This window comes from Bradyrhizobium genosp. P (assembly GCF_049949265.1).
Taxonomy (GTDB): Bacteria; Pseudomonadota; Alphaproteobacteria; order Rhizobiales; family Xanthobacteraceae; genus Bradyrhizobium.
The window spans coordinates 7,442,621-7,455,342 of the sequence record NZ_CP188195.1; the positions used below are offsets into that span (position 1 = coordinate 7,442,621).

Annotated in this window: 13 protein-coding genes; 7 read left to right on the forward strand and 6 right to left on the reverse strand. The window is 59.0% G+C overall.

Annotated features, from left to right (window positions below):
* Nucleotides 1-36: 36 nt before the first annotated feature.
* Nucleotides 37-1,149, reverse strand: coding sequence for a DUF2855 family protein (locus tag ACP2YO_RS35680; protein WP_426435773.1), 1,113 nt, complete (start codon nucleotides 1,147-1,149; stop codon nucleotides 37-39).
* A gap of 122 nt (nucleotides 1,150-1,271) precedes the next feature.
* On the reverse strand, nucleotides 1,272-2,273 hold the full coding sequence (locus ACP2YO_RS35685; protein ID WP_426435774.1) for a quinone oxidoreductase family protein: 1,002 nt from the start codon (nucleotides 2,271-2,273) through the stop codon (nucleotides 1,272-1,274).
* 110 nt (nucleotides 2,274-2,383) lie between these two features.
* On the opposite strand from ACP2YO_RS35685, the gene ACP2YO_RS35690 reads away from it, so the two are divergent.
* On the forward strand, nucleotides 2,384-3,289 hold the full coding sequence (locus ACP2YO_RS35690) for a LysR family transcriptional regulator (RefSeq protein WP_426435775.1): 906 nt from the start codon (nucleotides 2,384-2,386) through the stop codon (nucleotides 3,287-3,289).
* A 451-nt stretch (nucleotides 3,290-3,740) separates the two neighbouring features.
* On the opposite strand, the gene ACP2YO_RS35695 is transcribed toward ACP2YO_RS35690, so the two are convergent.
* Nucleotides 3,741-4,628 (reverse strand): transglutaminase family protein, encoded by an 888-nt coding sequence (locus ACP2YO_RS35695; RefSeq protein ID WP_426435776.1) that lies wholly within the window; start codon nucleotides 4,626-4,628, stop codon nucleotides 3,741-3,743.
* Between the two features lie 136 nt (nucleotides 4,629-4,764).
* On the opposite strand from ACP2YO_RS35695, the gene ACP2YO_RS35700 reads away from it, so the two are divergent.
* Complete coding sequence (locus tag ACP2YO_RS35700) at nucleotides 4,765-6,600, forward strand: SLC13 family permease (protein WP_426435777.1); 1,836 nt, start codon at nucleotides 4,765-4,767, stop codon at nucleotides 6,598-6,600.
* 588 nt (nucleotides 6,601-7,188) lie between these two features.
* Here ACP2YO_RS35700 and ACP2YO_RS35705 read toward each other — a convergent pair.
* Nucleotides 7,189-8,100, reverse strand: coding sequence for a LysR family transcriptional regulator (locus tag ACP2YO_RS35705; RefSeq protein WP_426435778.1), 912 nt, complete (start codon nucleotides 8,098-8,100; stop codon nucleotides 7,189-7,191).
* Between the two features lie 59 nt (nucleotides 8,101-8,159).
* Here ACP2YO_RS35705 and ACP2YO_RS35710 point away from each other — a divergent pair, with 59 nt between their 5' ends.
* The 5 genes from ACP2YO_RS35710 (at nucleotide 8,160) to ACP2YO_RS35730 (ending at nucleotide 11,097) form a co-directional block, all read left to right on the forward strand.
* A complete protein-coding gene (locus ACP2YO_RS35710) occupies nucleotides 8,160-8,822 on the forward strand; it encodes an NADPH-dependent F420 reductase (RefSeq protein ID WP_426435779.1) in 663 nt (220 codons plus the stop codon).
* A 37-nt stretch (nucleotides 8,823-8,859) separates the two neighbouring features.
* Nucleotides 8,860-9,570, forward strand: coding sequence for an aldehyde dehydrogenase family protein (locus ACP2YO_RS35715; RefSeq protein WP_426443395.1), 711 nt, complete (start codon nucleotides 8,860-8,862; stop codon nucleotides 9,568-9,570).
* Nucleotides 9,567-9,788 (forward strand): hypothetical protein, encoded by a 222-nt coding sequence (locus ACP2YO_RS35720; RefSeq protein ID WP_426435780.1) that lies wholly within the window; start codon nucleotides 9,567-9,569, stop codon nucleotides 9,786-9,788. The genes ACP2YO_RS35715 and ACP2YO_RS35720 overlap by 4 nt, the downstream gene beginning before the upstream one ends.
* Before the next feature lie 205 nt (nucleotides 9,789-9,993).
* Nucleotides 9,994-10,134 (forward strand): hypothetical protein, encoded by a 141-nt coding sequence (locus ACP2YO_RS35725; protein ID WP_426435781.1) that lies wholly within the window; start codon nucleotides 9,994-9,996, stop codon nucleotides 10,132-10,134.
* Between the two features lie 840 nt (nucleotides 10,135-10,974).
* Nucleotides 10,975-11,097 carry a hypothetical protein gene (locus ACP2YO_RS35730; RefSeq protein WP_426435782.1) on the forward strand — a complete coding sequence of 41 codons (123 nt, stop codon included), beginning with the start codon at nucleotides 10,975-10,977 and terminating at the stop codon, nucleotides 11,095-11,097.
* 492 nt (nucleotides 11,098-11,589) lie between these two features.
* On the opposite strand, the gene ACP2YO_RS35735 is transcribed toward ACP2YO_RS35730, so the two are convergent.
* Entirely contained in the window at nucleotides 11,590-11,769 is a 180-nt protein-coding gene (locus tag ACP2YO_RS35735; RefSeq protein WP_426435783.1) for a hypothetical protein, read from the reverse strand.
* 124 nt (nucleotides 11,770-11,893) lie between these two features.
* Nucleotides 11,894-12,619, reverse strand: coding sequence for a haloacid dehalogenase type II (locus tag ACP2YO_RS35740; protein WP_426435784.1), 726 nt, complete (start codon nucleotides 12,617-12,619; stop codon nucleotides 11,894-11,896).
* Nucleotides 12,620-12,722: the final 103 nt, after the last annotated feature.

A 12,722-nucleotide genomic window follows, 5' to 3' on the forward strand; every position in this document is an offset into this window, starting at 1 on the left:
GTAGCTTTTCCATTTCCGGCCCCTCAGACCGAGGGCCTAAGACATGACGAGGATGTAGCCGACCTCGGGAGGCGCGCGCCCGTTTAGAACCTCGAGGTACGTGTCTGTAATGTTGTCCGGCGCTAGCTTCTCTCGAACCGACAATAGCGAGGCGAATGAATTGATGAAGTCCAATGCGGCGGCCCTGCGACGTTGCTCGAACTCAACCACCCCCCACTTTTCCCTGAGGGGACCCATGTGGTCAGGACCGAAGAATCGGGTCGGTGCAGGACCAGAAAGTGGTTCGGTCTGCGCAGGCGCGTCCCAATGGGCGAGCCCGACTTGCGCGCTGTGTCGCAGGTTGTTGCCGTAGAGCGTGTGAATCCTGGCTCTCAACTCTCCGTCACCTGCGATGTCGAACAAGACGCTAGTCCGACCTGGTTCCAATTCGTCCAAGTTGTCGTAGCTCACGACCCGATCATAATAATCGAGTTTTTTTACGAATGGCACATTTCGGCTTGACGTAAGCCCGATCACCTCGATCAAAGCGCCAGACTTGTGCAGCAGATATGCCAGGGCAATAGCCGTCTTGCTTGAGGCGCTCGTGATGATGACATTCCGGGCACCGAAGAAGGCGTTCTCGGAGAAGTAAATTGAGGCCAGCCACGATACCAGGAACAGCGGGCGAAGCAGGATGAGATAGTCGCCTTGACGGCCCTCGAATGCAGGGTCGCCGCTGATCCGCTGGTATTCGTTGTAGGGAGCCGCCGCGACGGCGCGATGCGGCGCGCCATCGCGAAAACGGCCTTGAGCCACGTCAGCGGGCTCGAGCGTCGCGTGAGAGGCCATGGGGAAGTAGCCAAAGAGCCGTTCGCCGACGGCGATCCCTGGATGCCGCGAGGCGATAACATCCCCGAATCCCCACGCCGGGATTACGCCAAAACCGTCGGGAGCCGGAAACAGATCCCAGTAGTGGAATTGCTCGCCGAGAACCGCGTAGAGAATATTGTTGGCGGTCAGGGAAATGCGATCGACCTTGATCAGGATCGCGCCGTCGGCGAGATCGACCGGGTCAGCGCCCGGTGCATCGACGACCCTGCAGTCATCGAGCTTCGATTTTCTGACCATGAAGCGCCAGGATCGTGCCGGCGCTTTCGACTTCATTTGCATCGCTTTCTCCATTTGACCAACTAGAGCGTTTTCGAGCGAAGTGGATGCCGGTTCGCGTGAAGAAAACGCGTCGAAACAAGAATCTAGAGCGCCGTTCCGATTCCATCGGAACGGAAATAGCTCTAGTGCCGAGCATGCATGAGCACGCGTCCGAAGGGACGATCCTCGATCAGATAGCGAACGGCTTCGACAGCCTCGGATAAGGGGAAGACCTTGCCGATCGTGGGCTGCAGCGTCCCTTCCTTGAGGTACGCCAGGAGCGCTGCATTGGCTGCCGCCACCGTTTGCGGGGTGAAGAGTCTGAAGGTGAACCCACGGATTGTCGCAGCCTTCCAGATGATGTCGGTAACGTTGACGTCCGCTTCGCGTCCTCCGGCATAGCCGGCGATCACAAATGTACCGCCGAAGGCGAGTGAAGACAGCGCTTGACCGGTCAGCCTTCCGCTGACGCCATCCACGATGACATCTACGCCCTTGCCTTCGGTGATACGCAGAACGCCGTCCTTGAGGCTCTCCTTGGAGAGGTCGATGACATGCTCATATCCGGCCGCGCGAGCGCGTTCGGCTTTCTTGGTATTGCCCGCGGTGGAGATCGCCAATGAGGCGCCAAGGCGGCGCGCGACCTGCACGGTTTCCATCCCGACCGCGCCGCCAATGGCGGGCGCGAGCACGGACTGTCCGGGCCTGAACTTCGCGAACTCCGTCAGAGCCAGATACCCCGTCAGGTATCCTGCGCCCGCGAGGTAGGCTGCGGCGTGATCGTCATCGGTCCCGTCAGGGATATGTGAAAGACCCGCCGCCGATGCAACGACGAACTCGCGCCAGGTGCCATCGGCCGAAAGGCCGAAGCCCGGTCCCCTAACGAAAACGCGATCGCTGACACTGAAAGCTTCGCTCTTTGTCTCGACGACCGCGCCCGCGCCCGTCTGACCACCAATGCGGGGCAGGTTTTGAGGCGTTGCCGCGTAGTAGTGACCCGAACGAAACGTATTGTCCAACGGGTTGATGCCGACCGTATGCATCTCGACGAGAACCTCGCCGTCGCGAAGTCGGGGCTGCGGCAGTTCAACGAGGCGGTTTTCGCTGTAATCGCCGTAGGACTGATACTGGATGGCTTTCATCATATTGCTCACTGCTGAGTGGCTGCGGCGTCGCGTTGAAGGACGATTTATGCCTTCCAAATTCTGGCAGTAGCAGATAAATTCGGGAACAACCCTTTCATTGGTGGAAGGCTATGGATCGCCTTGAGGCAATGACTATCCTGGTGGCTGCGGTGGACACCGGGAGCCTCTCCGCTGCCAGCCGCCACCTCCGCATCCCTCTCGCGACGGTCAGCCGACGGGTTTCGGAGCTGGAGGAGCACTTGAATGTCCGCCTGCTCCACCGGGGCAATCGCAAGCTTGTTTTGACCGACATTGGGCGGAGCTATGTCGCCGCATGCCGTCGGATCAAGGAGGAGATTGCGGAAATCGAGCGTGCGGCGTCGGGCGAATATCGGGCGCCGCAGGGTGAGCTGATCATCACCGCGCCCGCGGTATTGGGCCGCAGCCATCTTCTGCCGATTGTCGTGGAATTTCTGCGCGCCTTTCCGGATATCCGGATGCGGCTACAGCTCACCGATCGACACGCTAACCTGGTAGAAGAGCACGTCGACCTCGCCGTGCGCATCGGGGAACTGCCGGACGGCAGCACGATCGCAATGCGGGTTGGGGCTATTCGTCTGGTCCTGTGCGCCAGCCCCGCCTACCTGAAGAAGCGAGGCACGCCGAAACAGCCTGTTGATCTCGCGGCCCATGACTGTGTGATACACGAGGGTCATGCGACTTCGTACAATTGGGGGTTCTTTACCGAAGAGACCGCGCAGACGATCCAGGTCCCGTCGCACCTCGCGGTGAACCTGGGCGAGGCGGCAGTTGCCGCTGCGGTCGCCGGGGCCGGAATTGCGCGCGTCTTGTCGTACCTCATCGATGACCTGGTGAAATCGCGATCACTGGTGAAGCTGTTGGAAGCCTACGAGCCTCCTCCCATTCCGATCAGCTTGATCTATCCGAGCCAGCGCCAAGTGCCATTGAAGTTGCGCGCCTTCCTGGACTTTTCGATTCCGCGACTGCAGCAGCGGCTCGGCTACAAGAATACGTAGCAGTTAACCGATAGAGGTTATCTGACCTTTGTGGAGGCGGCACCGCAGATGCGAACTACCTAAAGTAGAGACTGAAAACACTCGCAAAATTCAATTAACCTTCAGCCGCGACGCATACAGACGTGTCAGAATGGCGTTACAAAAAAACTCTAGGACTTCTCGCTAATTCATTGAAATAGATGTTGGAGCGGGTGAAGGGAATCGAACCCTCGTATTCAGCTTGGAAGTCTCGAAATACGGTAGCGTTTTCAACGGTCGTTCTGACATTTTCGCTGGTTTTGGCCCATTGAGATCATTACAGAATTTCTCGTTGTCAGAATCGCGGTTGCGAGCCCCATGGTCGCAAAGCATTCGGCTCGGGCTCAGTGAAATCAGCGCTGGCGCGGGCCGGGCTTCTTCCGAAGTTCAAGGGCGAAAATTCCCTTCTGAAGTCACGGCTAGTGCTACTGGCTCATTGTATCGGAACAGCACGGACCGAGACATCCACTTGCAACCCGGTTGGATCGTCCGCATTGCCGATAAAGCCGCCCGATATCGGGAGCGCCTGCCCCGCCTCCCTGGTCACGCCCACGCGAATCAGATTCGCTCCGGCAACCAGACCGTTTGTCGGGTCATATTCGACCCAACCTGCGCCGGGTAGATAGACGCTGCACCAGGCATGCGTGCTGCCACCGCCACGGGTCGTGCCCGAGGAATCGTCGTACAGATAACCCGTGACAAAACGGGCGGCGAGGCCAAAGCTGCGCAGCGCTTCCATCATCAGCACCGCAAAGTCGCGACAGGTGCCGGAATTGAGCGCCAGTGTCTGGGCGGCTGTCTGCGTGCCCTCCTCGTAGCGTGCGCGATAACGGAACTCCTGCTTGATCGCGTGTGTCATCGCTTCCAGCACCTTCAAGGTCTGCTTGCTGGTTGCGTCGGACACGACACGGCGGGCCCAGGCGTCGACCTTTCGGTCGGGGTCCGGCATCTGGCGTTCGGCAAGGCGCGCGAGATCGGGAATCTCGTGGGCGGCGTAGGAAAACGGAAACTGTTCGGCAGCTGCGTCGAGGCTGTAGACGGGAAGCGGCTGGCCGTCGGGGTGATGCGTCATATCGAGCGTCGATACGATGCTGAGCCGCTTGGTCCTGAGCGCTTCGGGCCATTCAAGGAAGCAGATGGAATTGTTGAAGACGTCATGCTTCCAGTACACGCCGGTCGGCTCAGGTTCGACCTTTAGCGTCGCACTGTGCAGGCGGAGATCATGGCTTTCGTCCGGCCGCACCATGAGCTTATGGCGCAGCAGGCCCACCGGATTGCGGTAGATGTATTCAGTCGTATGCACGATACTGATCTTCGCCATGCGAGCCTCACCTGACCGGGGTTAATTTAATCCATACCCAACGGGCTCAATTTACCGAGGGCAAGACAGTCCTCCTGGTACACCGCGGGAGTCAACTTCTGGATTTACTGTTCGGTCGTCCTATTAGAGGTATATGATGAACCTCGATCTCGCCCTCGTCCTGATGATGCTCGCGGCCGCCATTGTGATGTTCGTCATCAACCGGCCCCGCATGGACGCGGTCGCGCTGCTCGTGATGGCGGTGATGCCGTTTACCGGTATTATTACCATGAACGAAGCGCTGGCAGGGTTTGCCGATCCGTCGATCATATTGATCGCCGCGTTATTCGTGATCGGTGAAGGTCTCGTGATGACCGGGGTTGCACGACGGCTCGGCGATTGGCTCGACGCAACGGCCGGCAGCAGCGAGAGCCGCTTGTTGATCCTGCTGATGGCAGCCGTAGGTGGCCTCGGCTCCTTGATGAGCTCAACCGCGGTGGTCGCCATTTTTATCCCGGTCGTGCTCCGCATCTCGCAAAATCGCAACACGGCGCCAAGCCGGCTTATGATGCCTCTGAGTTTCGCCGCGCTGATCAGCGGAATGCTGACACTGGTGGCGACGGCGCCCAATCTGGTGGTGAACGCCGAACTGATCCGGCAGGGCGCGCAGGGATTCAGTTTTTTCAGCTTTACTCCGTTCGGGCTGCCGCTGCTCGCACTCGGCATCGTTTACATGCTTTTCGCGCGCGGCCTGTTGGTCTCCAAGACCAGCCTGCCGGCCGCGGCGGACCGCCGCCACAGCCTTCAGCGGTGGATCGCGCAATACGGCCTCGCTGATCGCGAAAAGCGCGGCCTTATAAGCGCTGACTCGTCGCTTGTCGGAAAGCGCCTCGACGAACTGTCGCTCCGCTCCGCGGGCGTGAACATTCTTGCCATCGAGCGCGGGGCGGGGTTTGCGGCCAAGGTGCTCCGTCCAACAGCGCAGACGGAACTGCAGGCAGACGATGTACTGCTCGCCGACGTGCACACCTCAAACGACGGCGTCAACGAGCTGTGGCAGTCCCTGAAGCTCAAGCCGCTGCCGCTCAGCGAGATCGGAAACTACTTTGTCGACCGCTCTCAGGAGATCGGCGCAGCGGAGGTCATCCTGCCGGCCGAATCCAAGCTAATCGGTCAGGCCGTGCTCGACGCCCGGATTCGCTCCGAATACGGCCTCACCGTCATCGGGTTGCGGCACGGCAACAAAGTGGTCATGCACGACCTTCTGGAGGAAAGGCTGAAGATTGGAGATATTCTGCTTTTGATCGGCTTCTGGTCCGACATTCAAGATCTCCAGTCCCACATGGACGACGTGGTCGTACTGAACATGCCGGTAGAACTGGAGGAAGTTCTTCCCGCAGCACGGCGGGCGCCGCATGCGCTCGCAGTACTCGGTCTGGTTGTCGCGCTGATGATCAGCGGTTTGGTGCCGAACGCCCAGGCCGCGCTGATTGGCTGCCTGCTGATGGGGCTTTTAGGCTGCGTCGATTTCAACAGCGCCTATCGCTCCATCAATTGGAAGACCCTCATCCTGATAGTCGGCATGTTGCCGTTCTCACTGGCCTTGCAGCGGACAGGAGGGGTCGACCTCGCCGCCGATGCCGTGGTCGGCCTGGTCGGAGGCACAGCGCCGCGTCTCGTGTTGGTGACCTTGTTCGTGATCACGGCAGGGCTGGGCTTGTTCATCTCCAATACGGCCACGGCCGTACTGATGGCGCCCGTGGCGCTCGCCATCGCCAAGGAGCTCGGAGCCTCGCCCTATCCGTTCGCGATGATCGTCGCGCTGGCCGCGTCCACGGCTTTCATGACGCCCATCTCCTCGCCGGTGAACACGCTGGTCGTGGGACCCGGACAATATAGTTTCGGCGATTTCGTGAAGGTAGGTGCGCCGTTCACTGTCGTTGTTGCAATCGTGAGCGTTCTGCTCGTTCCAATATTCCTTCCGTTTCACTAGGCGCAATTTTCAACCGGTCTCCACTTTTCCGGATCATGCTCCAGCTTAACCATCCGAATAATCGGTGAACGTTTTGTAGGACCAACGCCGTCCGTTCCAGCGCCGCCATACCGTACCCCAAACCAAACGGCCCGTGATCGAAAGCCTCTGCTTTGGACCTGTCCTATTTTTACGCCATGGTCGCCGATTTCCGCACGCGCGTTCACTACCTCCTCTCCAAACCAAGATATTCGGTCTTGATGAGCTCGCACCTCAACCGGTCTCGATCAGTGCGGAGGAATACGACAACCCATCAAGAGACACACGAAGCAGTCGATCGGAAAGCGAGCATCAGAACGTGTAGAGCAGCCCATTTGTCAGAATGAAATCCGACCGTCGCGCTCAGTCTTTGAAAAGGCTGGAGCGGGTGAAGGGAATCGAACCCTCGTATTCAGCTTGGAAGTCGCCGCATTTTCCAATGTTATCAAAAACCATTGTGACATTTCTCAGCTTTTTGGGCGATTGAGATCGTTACGGAATTTCTCTTTGTCGGAATGACGATTGGCACCCAAGTCGGTCCTACCGTCCAACAACGAGGGCCAACGCCGGTCACCGTTTGCTGCCTGAGGCACCCCTCAACCGATCGCGGAGCCACCGGTGCGCCGGATCTCGGTCGGTACGGAGGTGCCATAGCATCGTAACATCATAGGCGCTGACCTCGACCGGCAAGGGCGACACAGCCAGACCGACCGCGTCCGCGCAATATTGCGCCACGAGCCGCGGCACCGCCGCGACTGCCGCTACGCCGTGGAGCACGTAGGGAAGGACCAGGAAATTGGAGGAGGCGATGACCACGAACCGTTCCCGCCCGAGTGCAGCCAGTTTCTCGTCCACTTGACCGGATGGTTCGCCGCGCAGAGACATGATCAGGTGCGGCAGCTCGCAGTAGTCATCCAGCGATAGCGGCGAGGTCTTGCCGCACGCCGCCGGATCGAACAGGCACACGAGTTCCTCTCGAAAAAGCAGCTCGCTCCGCTGCATGGCCGTCGGTTCGCCGAAATTTCCGATCGCGACATCGATCATCCCGGATTCCAGCAGAGCTCCGACGCCATCGCGATCAACGGTTCGGAAGACGAGTTGAATCCCGGGAGCGCCGGTCCGCAGATCAGTAAGAAGCTCCGGGATGAGTACTGTCTGTGTCTGATCCGATGCGGCAATCCTGAATGTCCTGTTTTCCACCTCCGGGTCGAATACCCGCTGGCTGAGGACTGAGCTTCGAATATCCGCAAGGATCCGCGCGATCGGTTCGGCGAGTTCGAGGGCACGGGGAGTCGGCTGCATTCCCGATCCCACACGGACAAACAGCTCATCACTGAGCTGGGCGCGAAGCTGGGAGAGCGAATAGCTCATGGCGGGCTGTCCGACACCAAGCTGGGCGGCCGCGTTGGTCACGCTTCGCTCGCGCATTAACGCCTCAAAGACGAGCAGCAGGTTCAGGTCGAAGCGACGAAGATCAGTCATTCCGATCGACCCCATTGAAACATTCGATTTGTTCGGTTGTCCGCGTCGCTGCTACTGATGTGCCCGAACACCGTCCATTTAAAACGAGGCCGCAGATGAAAATCGGAGTGATCGGCGCCGGAAACGTCGGGACCGCCCTGGCGAAGCGCCTCGTGCCGCAGGGCCACGAGGTCATGCTGAGCTTCAGCCGAGACATGGTCAAGCTCGACGCCGACGCCAAGGCATTGGGGGCGACGTCAGGAACACCGCGACAGGCCGTCGCCTTCGCCGACGTGGTGGCGCTGACGGTCCCCTGGGGCGCCGTGAAGGAGGCGATCGCCCTGGCAGGTCCGCTCACTGGCAAGATCATCTGGGACTGCACCAATGCGCTCAAGCCGGACTTGAGCGGTCTCGAGGTCGGCACCGACACGTCCGGCGCCGAGATCATCGCCGCGCTCGCAGCGGGCGCCAGGGTCGTGAAAGGCATTCCACCATTCGCCGAACTGCTCCACAGCGACGATCCAACCGTTGGCGGTAGACCGGCAGGCACCTTCCTGTGCGGCGACGACGATGACGCCAAGGCCGCTGTTCGTGTGCTCCTGGAAGCCCTCCCGGCCGACGTGGTCGACGCTGGTCCGCTGGTGAATGCTCGGTTTGTCGAGCCGGCAGCCATGTTGCTGGTCCGCCTCGCCTATGGCCTCGGCATGGGTGTCCGCCTGTCGCTCGCCCTCAATCGTGCCTGACGTCGAACCGAGACGGGAGATCGAAATCGTGAACGCAATGACCCCGCAACCCGCAAAGCCTGCGCGCAAGCCCATCCCTTCAGGTCAATTGCTGATCAATGGGGCGTGGCGCGCCTCGTCGAGCGGCGAGATCATGACGACCGTCGATCCGACGACGGAGGCCGCCATCACGACCGTCGCCAAGGCGACGGTCAAGGACACCGACGAGGCGGTAGACGCCGCCTACGCGGCTTTCGAGGACGGTCCCTGGAGCCGCATGCATCAGGAAGAGCGGGCCAAGATCCTGTTTCGCATGGCCGACTTGATGGACGCGCGCGCCGACGACTTCGCGATCCGCGAGGCCATGGACATGGGCATGCCGTACCGGGATTTCCGCGAGACCATCATGCCGCACTGCTCGGGGCTGTTCCGCTTCTTCGGGGGGCTCGCGATGTCGGCGATGAACGGCGGCTATCGTGGCTCCTACGAACACGACATCCGCCTCCTGACCCGGCGCGAGCCTCTCGGGGTGGTGGCGGCGATCACGCCGTTCAATTTTCCTCTCGCGCTCTCGTGCGCGAAGATCGCTCCTGCGCTTGCGGCGGGAAACACGCTGATCCACAAGCTCGCGTCCGATACGCCCCTCAGGTTGGCGACTACGTGCAATGGACCTCGGGCGGAGTTGATCAATTCAAGTCTCCGCGCAAGATCACGAGCATTGAGGGTCGGCATGCCTTCGTTCACGGCAGCCAAACGGGTATCGATATGAGTGAGCTAACAGCGGCAACAGCTCCGGCCCCGTCTCCGATCGGGGTTGCCAAGGTCGCGACCGCATTGGCGGCCGCAGAGGGTGATGGCAACGAGATCAGCGTCCTTCTTACCGCTAACTACCGGCTGCAAATCACGGCCGACGTGGATGCGGCCGGGTTGGAGAAGCTTGAACAGATGCTTGTAAAATACAAAGAGATTTTGGCGCTGCTACAATGAAAGAGGCCGCCAACTGAGGCGGCCTTACATCACAGAAGTTACCAACAGGGCAACGCACGCGATCACTGTTGCCGTGCTTAAGGTCACAACGACAAGGGCTTGTTCACTGCGGGCTTTCAGTACGGCATCATTCATCAATGTCCAACGCTAGAAAGCCCATCTGGTTTCTTGGAATCTAACATTTGTTAATCGAGGGCCGCCTCAGTTGGCGGCCTTCTTACTGCCCGAAGATCAAAAAGATCGCGGCGCTGAGCGCGAGGAAAAATCCGGCAATGGGGAGCGCAAAAAGCAGCCCATCACGGCGTATTTGTCGGCGAAATATTGCGATGTTTCGGTGCTCAAATGACCCTGTCATGCCACCCTCCGTCGCTTGAGCCGGCCTTCTACGGCTCCGATACCAAAAACTATTAGGTGGCTTTGGGGTTCCGGAAACTCAAGCGCCGAAGCGCCGGAGTCCTAGCGCGGCCTCGGTCCCCCGTGCACGGGATCATCCCGGAAACCACCATAGCAGTGTAGCCCTGTGTCCGGTTAACGACATAGGCAAAAAATCAAATTAGACCAGCACCCGGCCTTACTTTTGGTCTAGCTCAATAAGCTGTTGCTCCAGATCGGCGATGACCCGGCGCAGCCTCTTCAGCTCATGGTCAGAGTCCGGTTCCGTGACGAGCCGCTGCTCTATGAGGCGGTATCGCGCGAGCCTGGTCTCGATTCCTGCTCGTCTATCGAATGGCATGACCCAAACGTAGCCACGCGATTCTTAAATTCTACCTACGTCTATGCACGTAACGGTGCGGAACGTTTATGGGGCGATAGATTTCGCGGTGCGAAATCGCCGAGCGACCATCCGCAAAGCTCCTCCGTATCCATACCGAGTCCGCCCGCTCAACCAATTGGGACACTCCAAAAATCAAAAGGGAGCACTGATGTTTGGTGGGGATGGAAAGGGGCCAGCACCAATGGCTCATGAGAACAAAAAGAGAACTAAGAGGCGAGCCCCGGATTCCGATGCGCAAGTCGCGGAAACCCCTCATTTTCGGCAAAAATAGAAAATCCTTCTAGGTGGCCTACTTAAGCCGAAGATAGAATCTACTGTCGAGGCCTAAAAACCCCTCAAATAGAAAATTCCATTTGCGCCATCCGTGTGCAAATTAATCGACGCGCAATCCCGCGCAAAGGAGTACAGCCCATGACTAAGGGCGAAGCGGCACTCCTCTGGTACGCAAAGAACGGCGAATGGTTGAGGCAAGAGATTGAACGCCGCAACCTGGAGTCCTTTCACCAGCGGATCTTGAAAGTGTTGAAGAAGTAAGGGAAGCCCCGTCACTTCGGTGACGGGGTTTTTTTCTCTTTGCCCATCCTGCGGACCTTTCAACAAGCCCAACCCACCCGATGGCTGGGTCCGATTCTGACCTTGCTGAAAGACACGGGGCGACAACCAACGCTGTGCTTGAGGCTGTGACCCATCGGCCCACGAAAAAGGGCGCCACGCAGGCGCCCTCTTTAATTGGTGCGGGGATGGGGCTTTAAACCCCACTCACGGTCTTTCAAACCGGCTCATGTTCATCACTTCAAATCGGCTACTTGGACGGCTGGCCAAGAAGGGCTCCCCGCAGCGCCGTGAGCAGTCCCAGAATTTCCACGTGTAGCACCATGTGAATCTCCATCATCCCTGAGAGGTTGAACCAAACAACAGATGCGAAGAGCCCAACGGCAGCCGTCCACGAGGCCGAGATGAAGGCTTTGATGTACATGACCCAGCAAGAACTGGTCAGTTAAGATATGGCTATTCGGATCGCCAGATTCAAGCGGCCAGTTCTTCCAGCATGCCGCCGCTGCTTTCACCCACGCCGGTTGCGTGTCCCTGCCCGACCCACGAGTAATCGGCCTTCTGATACTTCGGCTTTGCGGGAGCGGCTTGGAGGGGCTTTTGCTTGGCCTGTTGAACAACGAGAGCGAACAACGAGAGCGCCGAGGCGTTCATCCGAGCTCGCCTACATCATTGTATCAGGCCCCATGCTCCCCGATCTCAATGAAGCGCTCGCGATCTTGATCAAACTTTCGAAAGCGCTTCTTGAGCTGATGCACCCGAGCACCCAGCCGTCAGATTACTTGATGCGTAGTTGCTCCTGATGAGCCTTCACGAGATCATGCATGCTGGTGAACTGGAAGTCGACGCGTGGCATCTCGCCCGGATTCATTGTGGCTCCGAAACCCTGCTGGGCGTGACGACGGTAGATCCAGCACGACTTCAAGCCGTGCTCGTTCGCCGGCTTGTGGTCGTGGAACATGCTCTCGGCCGTGTGAAGGATCTTCTCTTTCTTCACGCCGATCTCTCCCAACTTCTCGATCATATAGTCGAAATTTCGGGGTGACGGCTTGTAGGATCCGATGTCTTCCGCGGTGTAGATCGCGTCAAACTCCACTTGCAGCCGTCGATTGCTTGCCTGGAAGCTCTCGTTGTCCACGTTGGAGAGGATCACCAGCCTGAAATACTTCTTGAGATACTGAAGCGCTCCCGGCGAATCCTCGAACGCCGGCCAATTCCCGACGGACCGGCCGTATTCGACGCAATCTTCGTGGGTGACGTGCATCCCCCACTCTTCGGCAAGGCGCTTGTAGACGATCGGAAGCAGCTCCCGATACCGCTTCGCCGGAGTGTATTTCTGTTGGCTCGACTCATGCCGCGCGTGCGCTTCGAGAATCTGGTCGCGCGTCAGTGGACGCGTCACACGATCCGTGAGGCTTCTCAGAGCCTCGACCATCCCGCTCTCCCAATCGATCAAGGTGCCGTAACAGTCAAAGGTCAGAGCGTCGAAATCCGAAAGCAACATGATGATGTCTCCTCTTTGATTTTGGCAGTGTAGACAAGACGGATGGCAGTAGCGCCGCGTCCAAACGGGCTGACCCGCAGAACCGATCGGATTTCAACCTCGG

What these genes read in the sequence shown, in the direction of transcription:
- ACP2YO_RS35680 (WP_426435773.1), bottom strand. Translation starts at nt 1,149, where the DNA reads ATGCAAATGAAGTCGAAAGCGCCGGCACGATCCTGGCGCTTCATGGTC.
- ACP2YO_RS35685 (WP_426435774.1), bottom strand. Translation starts at nt 2,273, where the DNA reads ATGATGAAAGCCATCCAGTATCAGTCCTACGGCGATTACAGCGAAAAC.
- ACP2YO_RS35690 (WP_426435775.1), top strand. Translation starts at nt 2,384, where the DNA reads ATGGATCGCCTTGAGGCAATGACTATCCTGGTGGCTGCGGTGGACACC.
- ACP2YO_RS35695 (WP_426435776.1), bottom strand. Translation starts at nt 4,628, where the DNA reads ATGGCGAAGATCAGTATCGTGCATACGACTGAATACATCTACCGCAAT.
- ACP2YO_RS35700 (WP_426435777.1), top strand. Translation starts at nt 4,765, where the DNA reads ATGAACCTCGATCTCGCCCTCGTCCTGATGATGCTCGCGGCCGCCATT.
- ACP2YO_RS35705 (WP_426435778.1), bottom strand. Translation starts at nt 8,100, where the DNA reads ATGACTGATCTTCGTCGCTTCGACCTGAACCTGCTGCTCGTCTTTGAG.
- ACP2YO_RS35715 (WP_426443395.1), top strand. Translation starts at nt 8,860, where the DNA reads ATGACCCCGCAACCCGCAAAGCCTGCGCGCAAGCCCATCCCTTCAGGT.
- ACP2YO_RS35720 (WP_426435780.1), top strand. Translation starts at nt 9,567, where the DNA reads ATGAGTGAGCTAACAGCGGCAACAGCTCCGGCCCCGTCTCCGATCGGG.
- ACP2YO_RS35730 (WP_426435782.1), top strand. Translation starts at nt 10,975, where the DNA reads ATGACTAAGGGCGAAGCGGCACTCCTCTGGTACGCAAAGAACGGCGAA.
- ACP2YO_RS35735 (WP_426435783.1), bottom strand. Translation starts at nt 11,769, where the DNA reads ATGAACGCCTCGGCGCTCTCGTTGTTCGCTCTCGTTGTTCAACAGGCC.
- ACP2YO_RS35740 (WP_426435784.1), bottom strand. Translation starts at nt 12,619, where the DNA reads ATGTTGCTTTCGGATTTCGACGCTCTGACCTTTGACTGTTACGGCACC.